Source organism: Acinetobacter sp. 1424608 (assembly GCF_000588255.1).
Taxonomy (GTDB): Bacteria; Pseudomonadota; Gammaproteobacteria; order Pseudomonadales; family Moraxellaceae; genus Acinetobacter; species Acinetobacter nosocomialis.
Genome location: NZ_JFXL01000018.1, coordinates 1 through 18,117 on the forward strand (window position 1 = coordinate 1; position 18,117 = coordinate 18,117).

Annotated in this window: 18 protein-coding genes and 2 rRNA genes; 5 read left to right on the forward strand and 15 right to left on the reverse strand. The window is 40.2% G+C overall.

The window, feature by feature from the left end; all coding sequences use genetic code 11:
- The 3 genes from J678_RS0104505 to J678_RS18900 all read left to right on the forward strand — a co-directional run.
- A 23S ribosomal RNA gene (locus J678_RS0104505) occupies positions 1-227 on the forward strand; the annotation flags it as partial.
- 178 nt (positions 228-405) lie between these two features.
- Positions 406-520: ribosomal RNA gene (gene rrf / locus J678_RS18895) — 5S ribosomal RNA — on the forward strand.
- A gap of 133 nt (positions 521-653) precedes the next feature.
- Positions 654-995, forward strand: a complete 342-nt coding sequence (locus J678_RS18900) for an ankyrin repeat domain-containing protein (RefSeq protein WP_006582375.1) — start codon at positions 654-656, stop codon at positions 993-995.
- 45 nt (positions 996-1,040) lie between these two features.
- On the opposite strand, the gene J678_RS18905 is transcribed toward J678_RS18900, so the two are convergent.
- From J678_RS18905 to ribF, 5 genes are all read right to left on the reverse strand, one after another.
- A complete protein-coding gene (locus J678_RS18905) occupies positions 1,041-1,583 on the reverse strand; it encodes an NADPH-dependent FMN reductase (protein WP_031956294.1) in 543 nt (180 codons plus the stop codon).
- Positions 1,584-1,716: 133 nt separating this feature from the next.
- The gene (locus tag J678_RS18910) at positions 1,717-2,199 is read right to left on the reverse strand and encodes an FKBP-type peptidyl-prolyl cis-trans isomerase (protein WP_000136002.1); all 483 of its coding nucleotides are present in this window, start codon (positions 2,197-2,199) and stop codon (positions 1,717-1,719) included.
- A 1-nt stretch (position 2,200) separates the two neighbouring features.
- The gene (lspA, locus tag J678_RS18915; protein ID WP_001133879.1) at positions 2,201-2,731 is read right to left on the reverse strand and encodes a signal peptidase II; all 531 of its coding nucleotides are present in this window, start codon (positions 2,729-2,731) and stop codon (positions 2,201-2,203) included.
- Positions 2,724-5,561, reverse strand: coding sequence for an isoleucine--tRNA ligase (gene ileS / locus J678_RS18920; RefSeq protein WP_006582373.1), 2,838 nt, complete (start codon positions 5,559-5,561; stop codon positions 2,724-2,726). Before ileS ends, lspA begins: the two co-directional genes overlap by 8 nt.
- Positions 5,562-5,622: 61 nt before the next feature.
- Positions 5,623-6,624 (reverse strand): bifunctional riboflavin kinase/FAD synthetase, encoded by a 1,002-nt coding sequence (ribF, locus tag J678_RS18925; RefSeq protein ID WP_006582372.1) that lies wholly within the window; start codon positions 6,622-6,624, stop codon positions 5,623-5,625.
- A 208-nt stretch (positions 6,625-6,832) separates the two neighbouring features.
- On the opposite strand from ribF, the gene J678_RS18930 reads away from it, so the two are divergent.
- The gene (locus tag J678_RS18930; RefSeq protein ID WP_006582371.1) at positions 6,833-7,966 is read left to right on the forward strand and encodes a TDT family transporter; all 1,134 of its coding nucleotides are present in this window, start codon (positions 6,833-6,835) and stop codon (positions 7,964-7,966) included.
- An 82-nt stretch (positions 7,967-8,048) separates the two neighbouring features.
- Positions 8,049-8,615 (forward strand): 5'-methylthioadenosine/S-adenosylhomocysteine nucleosidase, encoded by a 567-nt coding sequence (locus tag J678_RS18935; RefSeq protein WP_002050511.1) that lies wholly within the window; start codon positions 8,049-8,051, stop codon positions 8,613-8,615.
- A 34-nt stretch (positions 8,616-8,649) separates the two neighbouring features.
- Here the strand turns inward: J678_RS18935 and J678_RS18940 are convergent, their stop codons facing one another.
- From J678_RS18940 to J678_RS18985, 10 genes are all read right to left on the reverse strand, one after another.
- A complete protein-coding gene (locus J678_RS18940) occupies positions 8,650-9,270 on the reverse strand; it encodes a TetR/AcrR family transcriptional regulator (RefSeq protein ID WP_002050490.1) in 621 nt (206 codons plus the stop codon).
- Between the two features lie 261 nt (positions 9,271-9,531).
- A complete protein-coding gene (locus tag J678_RS18945) occupies positions 9,532-10,332 on the reverse strand; it encodes an ABC transporter ATP-binding protein (RefSeq protein WP_000183286.1) in 801 nt (266 codons plus the stop codon).
- Between the two features lie 13 nt (positions 10,333-10,345).
- On the reverse strand, positions 10,346-11,143 hold the full coding sequence (ssuC, locus tag J678_RS18950; RefSeq protein WP_002050547.1) for an aliphatic sulfonate ABC transporter permease SsuC: 798 nt from the start codon (positions 11,141-11,143) through the stop codon (positions 10,346-10,348).
- Positions 11,140-12,315: an FMNH2-dependent alkanesulfonate monooxygenase gene (gene ssuD, locus J678_RS18955; protein WP_000689549.1), complete on the reverse strand. Its 1,176-nt coding sequence runs from the start codon at positions 12,313-12,315 to the stop codon at positions 11,140-11,142. The genes ssuC and ssuD overlap by 4 nt, the downstream gene beginning before the upstream one ends.
- A gap of 26 nt (positions 12,316-12,341) precedes the next feature.
- On the reverse strand, positions 12,342-13,325 hold the full coding sequence (locus tag J678_RS18960; protein ID WP_006582370.1) for a sulfonate ABC transporter substrate-binding protein: 984 nt from the start codon (positions 13,323-13,325) through the stop codon (positions 12,342-12,344).
- Positions 13,326-13,396: 71 nt separating this feature from the next.
- Complete coding sequence (locus tag J678_RS18965; protein WP_006582369.1) at positions 13,397-14,365, reverse strand: sulfonate ABC transporter substrate-binding protein; 969 nt, start codon at positions 14,363-14,365, stop codon at positions 13,397-13,399.
- Between the two features lie 333 nt (positions 14,366-14,698).
- Entirely contained in the window at positions 14,699-16,054 is a 1,356-nt protein-coding gene (argA, locus tag J678_RS18970) for an amino-acid N-acetyltransferase (protein WP_031956289.1), read from the reverse strand.
- A 120-nt stretch (positions 16,055-16,174) separates the two neighbouring features.
- Positions 16,175-16,504 (reverse strand): RcnB family protein, encoded by a 330-nt coding sequence (locus J678_RS18975; RefSeq protein WP_002050532.1) that lies wholly within the window; start codon positions 16,502-16,504, stop codon positions 16,175-16,177.
- Between the two features lie 223 nt (positions 16,505-16,727).
- Complete coding sequence (locus J678_RS18980) at positions 16,728-17,138, reverse strand: RcnB family protein (RefSeq protein ID WP_004706109.1); 411 nt, start codon at positions 17,136-17,138, stop codon at positions 16,728-16,730.
- Between the two features lie 216 nt (positions 17,139-17,354).
- The gene (locus tag J678_RS18985) at positions 17,355-18,101 is read right to left on the reverse strand and encodes a YciK family oxidoreductase (protein WP_004706106.1); all 747 of its coding nucleotides are present in this window, start codon (positions 18,099-18,101) and stop codon (positions 17,355-17,357) included.
- Between the last annotated feature and the right edge of the window lie 16 nt (positions 18,102-18,117).

The window sequence follows — 18,117 nt, forward strand, 5'->3', positions numbered from 1 at the left end:
GAACCTCTGGTGTACCGGTTGTGACGCCAGTCGCATCGCCGGGTAGCTATGTTCGGAAGGGATAACCGCTGAAAGCATCTAAGCGGGAAGCCTACCTCAAGATAAGATTTCCCTAGGAATTTATTCCTCTAAAGAGCCGTTCGAGACTAGGACGTTGATAGGTTGGATGTGGAAGCATAGTGATATGTGAAGCTGACCAATACTAATTGCTCGTGAGGCTTGACTATACAACACCCAAGCAGTTGTATATAAAGCATCAATCGATTCATAAATCTACAAAGAAACTTGATTTAGTTATTTCACTAGATAAAATGAACACAGTCAGATTCAATCAGCCCAATCTGTAAAGATTTGGAAAACGCTTCGGCAGTCAATAAGACCAAAGCAAGTATCCATAACAGTTGTGCTGGCGACCATAGCAAGAGTGAACCACCTGATCCCTTCCCGAACTCAGAAGTGAAACCTCTTAGCGCTGATGGTAGTGTGGGGTTACCCATGTGAGAGTAAGTCATCGCCAGCTCATTATTCCAAACACCCCAATCTCAAAAGAGGTCGGGGTGTTTTTTATTGCGCGGTATAAAGTGAAAATTTAATTCATAGAAAACACATAACTAAAAATCAGATTTATACAGTTACTCTATTTTAGAGATATAATGAAAAAGCTTTTTATTTGGCGTGATCTCGTGAAATTTAATTCTTTCTCTCAATTACCTGAAAATAATGAAGAACTTTCTCTTCCAGAGTTGATCTATTGGGCATCTTTAGGTGATCTAGAGCAAGTAAAACAATTATTAATAGATGGAGAAGACCCTAACCAGACTGATGATGAAGGGTATAGTGCTTTACAAGCAGCAGCTGAGAACGATCATTTAGAGATAGTGAAGCTCTTGGTTGAAAAAGGGGCACATGTCACTTATAAAAGCGAATACACAGCACTACAGTTAGCAGAAATGGCTGGTAATACAGAGGTAGTGAATTATTTAAAAAGTTTATAAAATTAAAAAGCCACTTTTATTGGGAAAAGAGGCTTTTTGTTCAATTTAAGACAAATGATATTTTTGCAGCTTTTCAACAATTGATTGAAGACCTTTTACTTCAAATTCATTGGCTTCAAACTTTTCATCTTTATTGCGTTTAAAGATATCTCGTATTTCTATTACAGCATTTGGGTCAACAATACTTAAACTTGAGGTGACTTGGCGTATTTGGCTAATAGAGCGAGAGCCATTTGTGGAGCCATAGCCAATAAATGCGGCTGGTTTACCACTCCATTCCTTACCAACATAGTCGAGTGCATTTTTTAAAGCTGGACTGTAACCGTGGTTGTATTCTGGGCTAATAAAGATAAAAGCATCTGCTTGAGCAATTTTGTTTGCCCATTCTTGTTGTTTCGGTTGATCATAAATTCCGGTAGCGGGTGGGTGTGAGCCTGAAAATAACGGTAAATTCCACTCTTTTAAATCAATTACTTCTGTCTGAAAATCTTTTAGATTAAATGATGGAATTGCTGTTTCTAACCAATTGGCAATTTTAATAGCTGTGCGTCCTTCTCGAACACTTCCCACGACAATATAGACCAGCATATATTTTTCCTAAGGATTTTTATCTTTATAACTTAATTCATTACATAGAGCGTGAGAATATAGAATTTGTAAGGATTCTTATGTCATCCATAAAAGGTTAAATAATAAAAAAGCCCTCAATCGAGGGCTTTTTTTACATGATCTTAATGCCTTGCTGGCCAGCTGGAGTTACTTTGAATATCTCTACTTCAAAAGTAATATTTTTGCCAGCTAAAGGGTGGTTGAAATCGATTTCAGTAATATCATCATTCACTGACTTCACAACACCAAATAAAGTTGCTTTTGCTTTATCTTCAAACTCGATCATGTGACCAGGAATAGGTCGTTGTTCGAATTTAACCGTATCAAAAGTTTGTATATTTTCCGGATTCCAAGGACCAAAAGCATCTTCTGGTGGAAGATGTACAGTACGTCGATCACCTGCGCGTAAGCCAAGAAGGGCTTTCTCAAAGCCTGGTAATAAGTTACCGTCGCCAATAGTCAAGCTAACAGGCTCTTCACGGCTACGTGTATTGTCAATTTCTACACCATTTTCGATAGCAACAGAAAAGTGTAGGTCAACTTTAGAACCGTCAGTAATACGAATTTCTTCATTAGGTTGAATAATTTCGGTCATATTATGCATCCGAATTTTTAGGTCTTTGCTTCTCAAGGAAGAATGTATCAATGAGTAGCAAAATGGTACCTAGAGTAATGGCACTGTCCGCTATATTAAAAGCTGGAAAGTGATGATTTTGGTAATAAACATGAATGAAATCGACCACATACCCTAAAGTAATACGGTCAATTAGATTACCTAATGCTCCACCTAAAATTAAAGCGATAGCTACAGGTAGCACCACCATTTTTTTAGGCATACGTAGCAACCAAAATACAAAAAGTATTGAAACTAAGCCTGCCAAAGATGTGAAGAAATAGCGTTGCCATCCTCCAGCATCAGATAAAAAGCTAAAAGCTGCACCATAGTTATGTAATAGTGTCCAGTTTAAAAATGGAAGTACAGGTACAGGATCTGCGTAGTTCAGATGTGTACTTGCAATCCATTTCGTCCATTGATCCAACACAATGGCAAGGACAGAAAGTCCAAGCCAAATGAGGTTGTGCGGATAAAACTGGAATAAGCCTTTTTTAGCTTGTGAATTAGGCATATTTTCTCACTTCGCCACGACCAGTGACGTTCACAATACAACGACCACATAAACCAGGATGATCGGCGTGTGTATTCACATCAGGAAGGACATGCCAGCAACGTGCACATTTTTCACCTTCAGCTGCAGATACTTGTACACGTAAGCCTTCCATTTCAGTTGCTTCACCTTGTTCAGCAAATGGATGTACTACTACTTGCGAAGTAATAAGAACAAAACGGAGTTCATCAGCCAGTTGGTTTAAAACTGTTTGTAATGATTCATTTGCCCAAAGTTCAACTTTGGCTGAAAGATTACTACCGACAAGTTTAGCGTTACGAGCTGCTTCAATCTGTTTATTTACTGCAGATTTTACGCTAATCAATGTTTGCCAATCTGCTTCAGAAAGCAAGTTTGCTTTTGATGAAACAGGTAGGTCATACCATTCAGCTGTAAATACATACTTTTCAGTTTGTTCTGGAATGAGTGGCCAAGCTTCTTGAGCAGTGAAGCTTAAGATAGGGCTCATCCAGCGCACAAATGCTTGTACGATATGGTAAAGCGCTGTTTGTGCAGAACGACGTGCTTGTGAGTCAGCCTTAGTGGTGTATTGACGGTCTTTGATGATGTCTAGGTAGAAACCACCTAAGTCATTAATACAGAAGCTTGTTAATGCACTACAAACGACATGGAAGTTCATTTCTTCATAGGCCGCGATAATAGTTTGTTGTACTTCATTCGCACGTTGCAAGATGTATTGATCAAGGGCAATAAGGTCATCTACTGCCAGAGCATCTGTACTAGGTTTGAAACCATTTAAGTTTGCAAGCAAGAAGCGGAGTGTATTACGAATACGACGGTAGCTATCACTTACACGGCTAAAGATTTCTTTTGATGCTGCAATTTCATAGCGATAGTCGCTAGATGCTACATATAAACGTAAGCCATCGGCACCCAGTTGTTTGATGATTTCTTCAAGCGGAATATAGTTGCCTAAAGATTTCGACAATTTACGACCATTTTCATCCACTGTAAAACCGTGAGTTAACAAGGCTTTATATGGCGCACGGTTGTGAATTGCCATAGAGGTTAATAAAGAAGATTGGAACCAGCCACGGTGTTGGTCTGAACCTTCTAAATATAAGTCAGCAGGGCTTTCTAATTCTTCACGTTGCTCAAGTACAGCGTAATGTGTTGTACCAGAGTCAAACCATACATCGAGCGTATCACGAACAGCATTGTACTGTTCAGCATCTTCACCAATGAAGTCTTTTGCATCACGGTTAAACCATGCATCGATACCTTCTTGTTCGATAAGTTTTGCAACTTCTTCGATAAGTTCAGGCGTACGAGGGTGCAATTCATTCGTATCTTTATGAACGAAGAATGGAATTGGTACACCCCAAGTACGTTGACGTGAGATACACCAGTCCGGACGGCCTTCGATCATTGATTCAATACGGTTTTTACCCCAGTTCGGTACAAACTCGATATCGTTTTCAATCGCCTTAAGCGCACCATCACGTAAACCTTTTTGATCCATGCTGATAAACCATTGTGGTGTAGCACGGAAAATAATCGGAGTTTTATGGCGCCAGCAGTGTGGGTAGCTGTGTTTAATCGGTTGATGAGCCCATAAGCGACCTACAGCACCTAAAGCTTCGATAATCTTTGGATTAGCTTTATAGATGTGCTCACCAGCAAAGATTGGTGCAGTTGGTAAGTAAACCCCGTTACCACCCACTGGGTTTTCAACTTTAAGGTTGTATTGAAGACCTACTTTATAGTCGTCTGCACCGTGGCCAGGCGCAGTGTGTACAGCACCTGTACCGCTTGTTGCGATAACGTGTTCACCTAAAATAACCGGAACTTGGCGATCGGTAAGTAAAGGGTGTTGTAAAGTAAGGTTTTCAAGAGCTGAACCAGTGAAGTCAGCTAAAACAACTGGGTTTTCAAGCTTGTAACGCTCAATTGCAGAAGCAACTAAGTCTTTAGCAAGAATAAAGTTTTGCTTACCACGTTCAGTAGTCACTTGTACCAATTGATATTCAATTTCGGCATGCAATGCAACTGCTTGGTTCGCAGGTAATGTCCAAGGTGTAGTGGTCCAGATCACGATATCAGTTGGATCTTGAACATCTACATTTACACGAGCGCTTAAGTCTTTTAAATCTACAACGCCAAAACCAACGTCAATTGCGTCTGATTTTTTATCTTCGTATTCAACTTCAGCTTCAGCAAGTGCTGAGCCACAGTCCATACACCAGTTCACTGGCTTTAAGCCCGGCTGGATATGACCATTTTTTTGGATTAAACCTAAAGCACGAACGATATCGGCTTCTTGTTTGTAGTTCATGGTGAGATAAGGATTATCCCAATCACCTAAAACACCAAGGCGTTTAAAGTCAGCACGCTGTAAATCAATTTGTTTTAGCGCATATTCACGGCAGAGTTTACGGAAAGTCGCTGCGTCAACTTTTTCGCCTACTTTACCTACTTTTTCTTCAACTTTTAGTTCGATTGGCAAGCCATGACAGTCCCAACCCGGAACATATGGCGCATCGAAACCTGCCAAAGTACGGCTTTTTACGATGACGTCTTTGAGTACTTTGTTAACCGCATGGCCCAAGTGAATTGTACCGTTCGCATATGGAGGGCCATCATGCAAAATATATTTTTTCTTGCCAATACGCGATGCACGAATCTGCTGATAAATGTTGTCGGTATACCACTCTTCTAACCATTTCACTTCACGTACTGCCAAATTTGCTTTCATTGCAAATTGAGTATCCGGCAGGTTTAGCGTGGCTTTGTAGTCCACTGCATTTTCAGTAGTTTGCTTATCGCTCATGCAAGTTGTCTTCCAGTTTAATCAGCTTGGGAGCCGACATGTTTTACAATCAAAATTCGAATTAAAAAGGAAATTGTGTCGTGTCGTTACGATATTGTCGTAATTGCTGCACGTCATTATCAATTCCTGCCTTAAGTGCTTCAAGCGAAGGGTAGTTTAATTCACCATGAAGATAGTGAAGAAAAGTCACCCGCATAAATAAGCCATACAGATTAGCAGAAACATCAGGGAAATGTACTTCTAATCTCCACTCTGGATGTTCTTGTTGAATGGCTGGGCGAGTACCGACATGACCTGCACCATAAAGGCTATTTTCATGATATCCGGCAATTCCCGGTTTTGTAGGGTCATCCTGAAGCACTTTTTGAGTTAGCGAAGTTGTTTCGCAAATGACTTCAACGCCATAAATACCATTTAAACAAGGCTTATGGCGGTTGAGACGAACATTAATCGTTGGAAAATCTAAAGTTCGTCCAATTTGGTCGCCATATTGAACTCGTCCAGTAATATTGTACGGACGGCCTAATAATTTAGCTGCTAAAGCGAGATTACCCACTTGAAGCACTTGGCGAATACGGGTTGAACTGACGCGTTCACCTTCGAGTTCAATCGTATGTAAATTTGTGACTTGAAATCCGTAATTCTTTAAAAATTCGCTGTTACCTTGACGGTCTTTGCCGAAATGAAAGTCATCTCCTAAAACCAAAGCTTGAGCATTTAATTTATCTTTTAATAAATCTGCAAACTCAGAAGCACTCATGCTACGGAAATGCTGGTCAAACTTGGCAACCGCAATGTAATCCACCCCAAGTTCAGCTAGATATTCAACTTTTTCCCGTAAGGAATTAATACGAGGCGGGGCATCGTAGCCTTTAAAGAACTCAAGCGGTTGGGGCTCAAAAATCATGACCAATGTTTTTAAGCCTTGTGCTGCAGCAATTTTTTTCAGTTGAGCAATCATCGCTTGGTGACCTAAATGGACACCATCAAAATTACCAATAGTTACCGCTGTTTGCGGCAACTGGAAATTGGGCGATAACGCATTAAGACGTAGCAGTTTCATGAACTTAAAATATGGCTATTTTTGCAAGGGCTATATATTGCCATAATCTCACAGATTCGTCTTGTTGTTGTGTTTTTACTCAGGTATTTTTCAATATGAATATCTTTTATATCTAAAAAATTGATGAATTAAATAAAAATAAATCAATTTTTCTTATTATTAATTTATCCTACTATAGTTTCATCCACTCTTTGATTAGAGACTTAAGATGAAAAGACCCTTTTACCAATTAAATCAAAGTAAAGATGTTATACGGCATTTTACCCCAAATTGGTTTACAGCAACTATGGGTACTGGTGTGGTGAGTATGATTTTAATTCAGCTTCCATTTGCCAAATCATTTTTATTTATGCTGGCTACACTGTTATGGCAATTTAATATTGTTCTATTTAGTGTTTTTTCAGTTCTCTATTTATTGCGGTGGTTACTATTCCCACATGAAGCGAAGCAAATATTTAATCATCCAAATATGAGCTTGTTTTTAGGCGCTATACCGATGGGGCTTGCAACCATACTAAATGGCTTTTTAAGCTTCGGAATCGGGCTTTATGGTGAAGTGGCAATCCATATTGCTCAAGCTTTATGGTACATCGATGTCTTTTTAGCGTTAGCAATTGCGTGGATCGTACCATTTTGCATGTTTACCCGTCAGAATCATCAGCTACATACCATGACTGCAATTTGGTTGTTACCTGTCGTTGCTTGTGAAGTCGCTGCAAGCTCTGCGGGCATGTTGGTTGCACATTTACCAGCAGATTTTCACAGCTTTCATTTATTGTTAGCGGGATATGTACTCTGGGGAATTTCTGTATTACCTGCATTTGCCATTTTAACGATTTTAATGTTGCGTATGGCTTTGCATCAGTTACCGGAAAAAGAAGTCGCAATTTCTAGCTGGTTATCTTTAGGCCCAATTGGCACAGGTGCTTTAGGTCTATTGTTGCTAGGTGAACAGGCAAAAAGAGTATTGGTAAATGTTGGCTTTTCTGAGTTTACCCATGTATTTCAAGCATTAGGCGTTGTGGGTAGTCTGGTACTTTTAGGGTTCGGGTTATGGTGGCTAGGTCTTGCGATTTTAACAACACTTCGTCATGCAAAAACAGGTATTCCGTTTAACTTGGGTTGGTGGGGTTTAACTTTCCCATTTGGTGTGTTTATTTTGGCTTTATTTAATCTAAGTCATCAGGTTGAAGTTATATTTCTACAATACGTTGCTGTGGCATTCAGTATTTTATTACTTGTAATGTGGAGCGTAGTAATGAAGAAAACCTTAGCTGGCGCATATAGTGGCAAGCTGTTCTTTTCTCCATGTTTGGTAGCTTTACAAGAAAGAATGCAGTAATGGTGAAAAGGTGCAAAAAAAGCTTTTGCATCTGATTTATACTTATTTTCTAATTTATTAATCTTGTATTGAGCCTTTTTGAATGAACAAAGATATCGCTTTAATTATGGCACTTCCTAATGAATCTAAAGGTTTATTTGAGCAAGCAGGTATTGAAGTCCATTACAGTGGTATAGGTAAAATCAACGCTGCTTTTAAAGCATTTGAAGTTATTCAAAAAACAGGCTGTAAAACTCTAATTAACTTAGGTTCGGCAGGAAGTTCGTCTTTTAATCGGCATGATTTGGTCGAAGTAAAAACCTTTGTACAACGTGATATGGATGTTTCACCATTAGGGTTTGAAGTAGGTGTAACGCCGTTAGATGATCACTTGCCCGCTGCAATTCATCTCCAAACGCATTTTGCTGATTTACCAAAAGGGATTTGCGGGACAGGGGACTCATTTGAAACGGGACAGCCGAAGGTCGCGTGTGATGTGGTGGATATGGAAGGGTATGCCTTAGCCAAAGTTTGCCACAAGCTAGGTGTACGCCTAATTTCAGTGAAGTATATTACTGATGGCGCAGACGATACGGCCCATCTGGATTGGGAAGAAAATTTATTATTGGGTGCGCAAAAGCTCTTGGCTCTTTATCAAAATCATTTCTAAAAAAAGATCGGCAAATTTGCCGATCTTTTTTATTTTAGCGAGGTAATACGCCGTAGAGCATCATATGTACTGTATGCTCAATCGAGCGTTGGAACATACTGCGGTTACGCAGTGTTTTTCCAGTCACCATTTCCATTTGCGTGGCAAAATCGGCATAGTTTTGTGTAAGACCCCAAATATTGAGTATTAACAGCTCAGGGTCGATATCAGGAGAAATTTTTCCTTCTTCTTGCCAAGTCTGAATGACCTTGGCTTTACGCTTAAATAGCTTTTTCAAAGGCCCTTTCAGTATAGGCAAAATGTGTGGTGCCCCTTGGATAATTTCCAAAGCAAATAATCGCGAAGCCTTTGGTTGGCTACGAGAAAGTTCGATTTTTTGTATTAAATAGTGAGACAAAGCTTCGGCTGGTTCTAACTCAGCTTCTAAAGTTTGTAAGGGAGCAAGCCATTTTTGTAAAACTGTGGTCAGCACTTCCACATATAAAGACTCTTTATTTTCATAGTAATAGAAAATATTCGACTTATGCATGTCAGCGAGTTGGGCAATTTCATCCAGACTTGCACCACTGAACCCATATAGTGAAAACACATCAAGGGCGGCAGCAAGAAGCTGATTGCGCTTTTGAGTACTCTTCTTTTGTTCCATTTGCTGCATAAATTAAAAAGATAGTGCTCCCATTGTAAGGTAAATCGTTTGATTTGTGCACAGGTGTCTCACTTTTTTAGTGAAAAAACGGATAGTTATTTGAGCAATAGATATACTATTGTGCAAAAAATAGAGAGATTCACTAGTTTATTGTTATTCTTAAAAATATTTTTTGATCTTCGCCCCAAAAAAGAGCAATAAATCATCAGTTTTATTGCTCATTAAGTGGGCATTTTGTTGTTGAAATGGTTCTCATTACTCATCTCAACCTTAAGTTGCTAAGACTGCGTCGAGTACTTGTTGTTCAAGCTGGGCAAAAGTGATGCTCTTTTTACGCGGACGTGGCAAATTCACTTGGAAACTTTGGGCAATTTGGCCCTTATCTAATAGGATAATACGGTCGGCCAGTTGCACTGCTTCACTTACATCGTGTGTGACCAAAATGGCAGTAAAACCTTGCTCTTTCCATAAACGTTCAATCAAGCTTTGCATCTCAAGGCGGGTGAGCGCATCTAATGCACCCAAAGGTTCATCTAGAAGTAAAATACGGGGAGTATGAGATAACGCACGGGCTAGGGCGGTACGTTGTCGTTGTCCACCAGAGAGCTGTGAAGGCCATTGTCCCGCTTTTTCTTTTAAACCTACTTTCTCTAATAATTCTTCTGCTAAAGCATGTTGCGATTTTGGTAGCCCAAGTTGAACGTTTTGAAGAATATTTCGCCAAGGAAGTAGGCGTGGGTCTTGGAACATAACCCGAATGTCATCGTTAGTAATTCCTTCACGTAAATGTCGGGCAGATTTAAACTTGATCTCACCAAAACTTGCTTTTTCAAGTTGGGCAATTAAGCGTAGTAAGGTACTTTTACCGCAGCCACTACGACCAACAATAGCTAAAAATTCGCCCGGTTGAATATGTAGGTTAAGATCTTCAAGAACTTTAACCTCACCATAAAACTTATAAAGCTGTTCAATCAGAATCTCTGCACCTACTACGGGTTCTTGCGACTCTGGATGATTTTCTGGAATGAGCTCTACGTCATTCTGATTAATATTTAAATTCAGATTTGTCATATTTTAAGCTCCTTTATTTTTGATAACCGGCATGCCAGCGTAGTAAATAACGTTCCAAAAGTTGCGCTAGAACATCGGCTAATTTGCCTAATAGGGCATAAAGAAGAATACCGACCAGAACCACATCTGTTTGCAAAAACTCACGCGCATTCATGGTCATGTAACCGATACCTGCTTGTGCTGAAATAGTCTCAGCTACAATGAGCAACACCCAAACCAAACCTAATGCAAAACGTAAACCGACTAAAATAGAAGGCATCGCACCCGGTAGAATAATTTCTTTGTAAAGCTGCCAACGGGAAAGGCCATAGCTTTTACCCATCTCAATCAATTGGGGGTCGACTGAACGAATACCGTGATAGGTGTTGATATAAATAGGGAAGAAAACACCAACTGCCACCAAGAATAATTTTGCTGTTTCATCAATACCGAACCACAAAATCACCAATGGAATAAGTGCAAGAGCCGGAATATTACGAATCATTTGCAAGGTCGTATCGAGCAGGGTAGAGGCAAAACGTGAAGATCCATTGAGCAGACCTAATAGCAAACCTAAACCGCCGCCTATCAGAAGGCCAAGCAGTGCACGACCAGCACTTACTTTAACGTGATGCCATAGTTCCCCACTCACCAAAAGATGCCAAAATGCCGAAACGACAGCAGTCGGGGCGGGCAAAATACGGCTTTCTAAAAGACCCGAAGTTGAGGCAATTTGCCAAACAACCAATAGAAGAATAGGGAAAATCCAAGGCAGCAAACGCTGCCCGATTTGTTTTGTTCCACGTGAAACAACACTTTCAGCTTTGCTCATGCAGGCTCCTTGACGGAACTATTTTGTTTCTTCTCGTCTGGAACGTAGTTATTGGCAATAATTTCACCGAATGGACCGGTTAAATTTGGCTGAGCAAGTTTAGCGCGAGTTTCAATTGGTAATAACGGGAATACTAACTCTGCAAAACGGATTGATTCTTCAAGGTGTGGATAGCCTGAGAAAATAAAGGTATCGATACCTAAATCTGCATATTCTTGAATACGTGCAGCAACGGTTTCTGGATCGCCGACAAGTGCTGTACCTGCACCACCGCGGACTAGACCGATACCTGCCCAAAGATTTGGAGATACTTCAAGTTTGTCTCGATTACCGCCGTGTAGAGCAGCCATACGTTGCTGACCAACTGAGTCCATTTGTGCAAATTTTTTCTGTGCTGCAGCAATAGTTGCATCGTCTAGATACTGAATCAGTTCGTTAGCAGCCGCCCATGCTTGTTCGTTGGTTTCACGAACAATGACATGCAAGCGAATGCCATAAGTTAATTTACGGCCTTTAGCCTCTGCTTTTGCACGAACATGTTCGATCTTTTCTTTCACGGCCGCTGGCGGTTCACCCCAAGTGAGGTAAGTGTCCACTTGCTCAGCCGCAAGGTCGACCGCGACATCTGAGGAACCGCCAAACCAAAGAGGTGGGTAAGGTTTTTGAACAGGTGGATAAAGTAGTTTTGCATCATCGACTTGTAAGCGTTCGCCGTGGAATGTAAAAGCTTCACCTGTATGTGAACGCGTCAAAATTTCGCGCCAGATTTTTACGTATTCATTGGCAGTTTGATAACGCGTTGAGTGATCTTCATATAAACCATCACCACGTAGTTCGGCTTCATCGCCACCTGTCACCAAGTTGAGTAACACACGACCATTGGACAAGCGGTCAAATGTTGCAGCCATACGTGCAGCTAAAGCTGGTGTGGTTACCCCCGGACGTAACGCAACTAAAAACTTAAGGTGCTGAGTTGCATCAATCAGGCTCGCCGCCGTAATCCATGGGTCTTCACATGAACGGCCCGTTGGAATAAGTACACCTTCATAGCCCAAATTATCTACTGCCACAGCAATTTGCTTCATATAGGCATGGTCAACCTGACGAGCGCCTTTACTTGTACCTAAATAGCGACTATCACCGTGGGTAGGAATAAACCAGAAAATTTTCATGTGCATTACCTATATGTCTATTGAAATTACTTGGCACCCCAAACAGCTTGTTTAATGCTGATTGGTTTTGGAATGATGCCTTGTTGAGTAAAGATGTCTGCAAGCTGCTGTTGTTCAGCAATCACTTTGCTGTTAAGAGGAGCTGCTGCTGATGGACGTGGACGACGTTTAATGAATAAGTCACTAGTTGCAGGTTTTAAGCCTGTACTTTGGCCAATCGCACTTGCTGTTTCTGCTTGATGGCTTTGAACCCATTTGTCAGCTTGATTGATCTGCTTGATGAGTCCTGGAACAGCTTTTGGATATTGCTTAACAAAATTTGGAGCGGCTAAATAGAAGGTATAGTTCGGGCTTAGACCTTTACCAGATGCAAGAACACGAGCTTGGTCTTCTAATTGTGCTGAAGCGTAGTAAGGATCCCAAATTGCCCATGCATCAACGGCACCTTTTTGGAATGCAGCGCGAGCATCGGCAGGTGTGAGCCAAATTGGCGTAATGTCGCTCCATTTTAAGCCCGCTTTCCGTACAGCCTGTACAAGTAGGTAATGTGAGCTAGAACCTTTTTGTAGCGCAATACGTTTGCCTTTCAGGTCTTTAAGTTGAGTAAGCTGTGAGTTTTTAGGAACTAAAATTGCTGACGCTAATGGCTTAGCTGCTTCATAAGCAATGTAATATAAAGGCTTGCCCGCTGCTTGAGCATAGACTGGCGGGGTGTCACCAGTAACGCCGACATCGAGTGAGCCAACAGCCAAGGCTTCTAAAATTTGAGGGCCAGCGGGAAATTCATTCCAAGTGATTTTGGCATTTGGAAATTCTTGTTCAAATAGTTTTTGCTGTTTGGCAATCGCGAAGTTAATCGAGCTTTTTTGGAAACCGATACGCAGTTCTTTTACAGTTGGGTCAATTGCCCAAGCAGGCGCTGCGATTGTTAAACCAAATACAGCGAGTGCGCTAAAGCGCTTAACTAACTGAGTCCACTGACTCTTATTAAATAATGACTGATCTTGCATATTGATATCCTTGTTCCCTTAAGGCAAGGCACAGCATTTATATCGTTATTTAAGCTGTGCCAAAGCTAGGTTTATTTCAGTTTTAAAATGGCTTCTTGTATGGTGAGCTTGTTTGGAATGAGCTTTTGCGCATAAAAGGCATCGGCTACATATTGTTGTTCTTGGGCGACCTTGTCAGATATTGGCTGAACACCAAAACCCATTCGCGAAATGGACGTTTTGAGTACATCAAACTCAAGTGCAGTAGGTTTTTCGAGTAGCTTAGCCGCTTCATCTTGATGCGTGCTGACCCATTCAGTTGTCTGATTTAGTGTTTGCACAACAGTGTTGAGTACTTTTGGATTACTTTCTGCAAATTTACGATCAGCTAAGTAAAACTGATGATTGCTTACCAAGTTTTCACCTGTTGCTAAAACTCGAGCTTGAATTTGATGTTCAGCTGCTGCAAAGAACGGGTCCCAAATGACCCATGCATCGACAGCGCCCTTTTCAAATGCAGCACGTGCGTCTGATGGCGGTAAATAAACTGGTTGAATATCACTTAAGCTTAAGTTGTTGGCTTCTAAGACTTTCAATAAAAGGTAGTGAACATTCGAACCTTTATTCAGTGCGACACGTTTGCCTTTTAAATCTTGAATAGAGTGAATAGGAGAGTCTTTTTGTACCAATAATGCTTCTGCTTTTGGTGCCGCAGGCTGGTTTGCAACATAGACTAAATTTGGATTGGCTGCTTGAGCAAAAATAGGTGGTGCTTCACCTGCTTCACCCAATGAAACGCTTCCGACATTTAGACCTTCAAGTAATTGAGGACCCGCAGGAAACTCGACCCATTTCACTTGTACGCCTTGATCTTTTAGCGCTTTTTCCAAGTCTCCACGAGCTTTTAAAATAGGAAGGATGCCATATTTCTGGTATCCAATATTTAGAGTTGTGGTGGTCTGTTCCTCTTTTTTGGCACAACCACCTAGCATCATCACTCCCGCAAGGCCGGCAGCAATGACTGAATATTTTGCCCATGAAGTGGAATTAAAAAGTGCCATGTGGTTTCGTGCTCCCCGAAAGAGAAAAAGAAAAATAATTGGATGAGCAGATACCCTAAAGGGATTTTTATTTCATAAAAAATAAGTATTCGGTCTTTATTTATACAAAAAAAAGCTAAAAACTTTCGGCGATAAACTTATGAAAAAAAAAGATTTATTAAACAGAATAATATTTAGAAAATGGTGTTTAAGGCTTTGTAAATAAAATGAAAAATATGAAATGAAGAAAATTTAAAGATTTAAAAAAAGTACAACCATACATTAATGGTATGTATGGTTGTACTTTTGGGACTAAGCTTATCTGAAATAAGAATATCTTAAAAAATGCAAAGACTAGGGAAATAGTTTTTTAAACACTAAAGAATTTCTTTGATAGTTATATAGTGCCTGACGGGCATTTGGTAATTCATCAACGGTGACTTGGTGGAAACCATGTTCTAAAAACCAGTGTGCAGTTCGGGTTGTTAAAACAAACAATTTACGAATGCCTTGTTGTTTTGCCTTTTCTTCAAGGAATTGCAAAATTTGGCTGCCACGGTTGGATTTACGATAACTTGGGTGTACTGCTACACAAGCAATTTCTGCTGAACGAGTTTCGTTAAACTCCGTCGGAATCGGATAAAGAGCAGCACAGGCCAAAATCATACCGTCTCGTTCAATAACCGCAAACTGGCTAATTTCTTGCTCTAAACGTTCACGTGAACGATAAACCAAAATACCTTCTTCTTCTAACGGGCGTAATAAGTTCATTAAGCCGCCAACATCTTGAATATGCGCCATACGAACTTCTTCATAATGTGCATCGGTAATCATGGTACCTACACCATCACGTGTGAACAGTTCTTCAATGAGTGCGCCATCATAGGCATATGAAATTAAATGAACACGATGTACACCCGACAGAGAAGCTTTTTTTGCTTCTTCTAAATGTAGAGTTAGAGTTGGACTGGTGGTTTGGTATTGCTGAATATAGTAGTCAAGTTGATGCGGACTTAATTCACGCAATAATTGTCCTTCTTCATTGAGCAAACCTTGTTGCTCACCTAAAAATATTAATTTATCTGCTTTTAAATAGGTTGCAGTTTTCGTTGCAACTTCTTCAGCTCTTAAATTAAATACTTCACCTGTGGTTGAATAGCCAGTTGGACCAAGTAAAACAATATTATCGTTATCAAGATGGCGTTCAATCGCGTCGGTGTCTATGGAACGAACCTCTCCTGTAAGCTGAAAATCCATACCATCACGAATACCATAAGGTTTAGCTGTTACGAAGTTCCCTGATACGACGTCTATGCGAGCACCGTACATTGGAGAGTTAGCTAAGCCCATAGATAACAATGCTTCGATTTCTAAACGAATAGAACCGACAGCACTCATGACACAGCTTAATGATTCACGTGTGGTAATACGGCTATTGTCATAAAAAGGTGTTTCGATACCTTTATCTTTAAGGTTTTGATTAATTTGTGGACGTGCGCCGTGGACTAAAATTAAGCGAATACCAAGTGAATGCAATAAAGCAATATCATGGATAATGTGTTCAAAATTAGGATCGCGGACTGCTTCACCGCCGAACATTAAAACAAAAGTTTTATCGCGATGGGCATTAATATAAGGTGCTGAATGTCGGAACCAATGTACATAATGTTGGGTGTTATTATGTGATTTCTCTAAAGACTTAGTTGGCATACCGATCTCGAATCAACAGCAAAAAGATATAAAGATGATTCTAAACAAAAAAGCTTAAAGTCGCATGTATTAGATAGAAAAACACCCAAATTACATTTGGGTGTTTGTTGGTTTATTAAATTAACGAATCACTTTAATAATTTTATGACTTTGCTCATTTACGAGTACGTAGTTACCGTTCACTTTATACCATTTTTGAAAACGTCCAGGCTTAGTCAATTTATCATGCGTGCGATAGTCGATGACATAACGTGGGTGCTGATATTCATGTGGTACGACTTGGCCTTCTCGCCAGATATTGGCACGATCATCTTTATGAATTACTTTGACTGGTCTGACGTCATGGTTTCGGTAGTTATCATGATGGTCATGATCATTTGGTGCAGCCATCGCTGTTGATGCGATTAAACCACTCATTGAAAGAACAATTGCTGTTGTTAGTTTTTTCATAATGGACCTCGAATGATAAATTAAATTTCGATAATTGAAGATTAGTGAAGAATTACAGATAAATCGTGAAGACTAAGAACAATAAATGTGAAAAATATCTAGGAAATAAGAAGAAATTTAGAATATATAAATTTTTAATATCTTATTGATATAAAAATAAAAAAGGATAAAACCGATGGGCTTTATCCTTTTTTACTAACTGATGAGTGAGGAGCTATCAGTTTTATAAACCACGAATGCTAACAATGCTATTAGAATCTGTGTCGACTAAAATATAATCATTATTGATTTTGTACCATTGTTGATTACGGTCTGGTTTAGGCAAGTTATTGTCTCTATAGTCGACCTTATAGCCATTACCGCGATAATGCTGTGGCATAACATAGCCTGGCTGCCAGCGATGTTGCTTTAGACGCTCAAAACCGCGTTCTTCGCGCATACGACGCTCATCGCGAAAACGATCTTCATCATCGTCACGGTCATGTTTATGCCCACGATCATTCCATTCACCACGAGGCCCACCTTTAGGTCCTTTCTGGCCATGTCCTCGGTCAAATGGAGGATCAGCAAAGCTTGCCATACTGGTGGTCAGTACAGTTATGCTAAGGGCTAAGATGGTGAACAACTTTTTCATGATGCATCCTCGTTTACATCTGATGTCTCTCATGTTGAATACTGTACGCGCAAAATGCAGAGAAACTGTGAAGATCATTTAATGCTTCAATTAAAATTACGGATAAATCCAGTGTTTTATCAATAATAAAAAAGGCTTGTATATATCTTTTCAGGTATAGCCAAGCCAGATGTGATGATCGGCCGTAATTTATTTTAGCTTTTCATCTATAGTTATTTAGTCCTGTGCATCAATACTTTGACCATTGAGCGTCAGGCTATCTTCACCCATTAAATAGAGATAAGCTGGCATGATTGACTCTGGTGTTGGTAATGTTTTTGGATCTTCTTCAGGATAAGCTTTAGCACGCATTGCAGTACGTGTTGCACCTGGGTTAATGCAGTTAAAGCGAATATTTGGATAAGTATGCTCAGCTGCAAAAATCTTGCTCACAGCTTCAATCGCGACTTTAGATACTGAATAAGCACCCCAAAGTGCACGTGCTTCGCGACCTACGCCAGAGCTGGTAAACACAACAGAAGCGTTATCTGATTTTTGTAAAAGTGGGAGTAAGGCTTGAGTAAGCGCAAAAGGTGCACGTAAATTGACTGCCATCACATCATCCCACACTTCTGCTGGGTAATGGGCAAGTTCTACTCGATCACCTAAAATACCGGCATTATGCAAAATACCATCTAGACGTCCAAATTGCTTTTCTAACGTATTGACTAAAAAGTCATAATCACGATCAGAAGCACTCGAAAGCTGGAGCGGTAAAATTGCAGGTTGAGGGGCGCCTAAACCTTCAATTTCATCATAAATTACTTCAAGTTTATTTAAGGTTCTACCATGCAAAACCACAGTTGCACCGTGTAAAGCATAACTGAGGGCCGCAGCTCGCCCGATTCCATCACCTGCACCGGTGATTAAAATAATTCGATCTTTGAGTAGATCTGGACGAGGTTGATATTCTGAATATTTCATTGGTAAACCTCCTTCT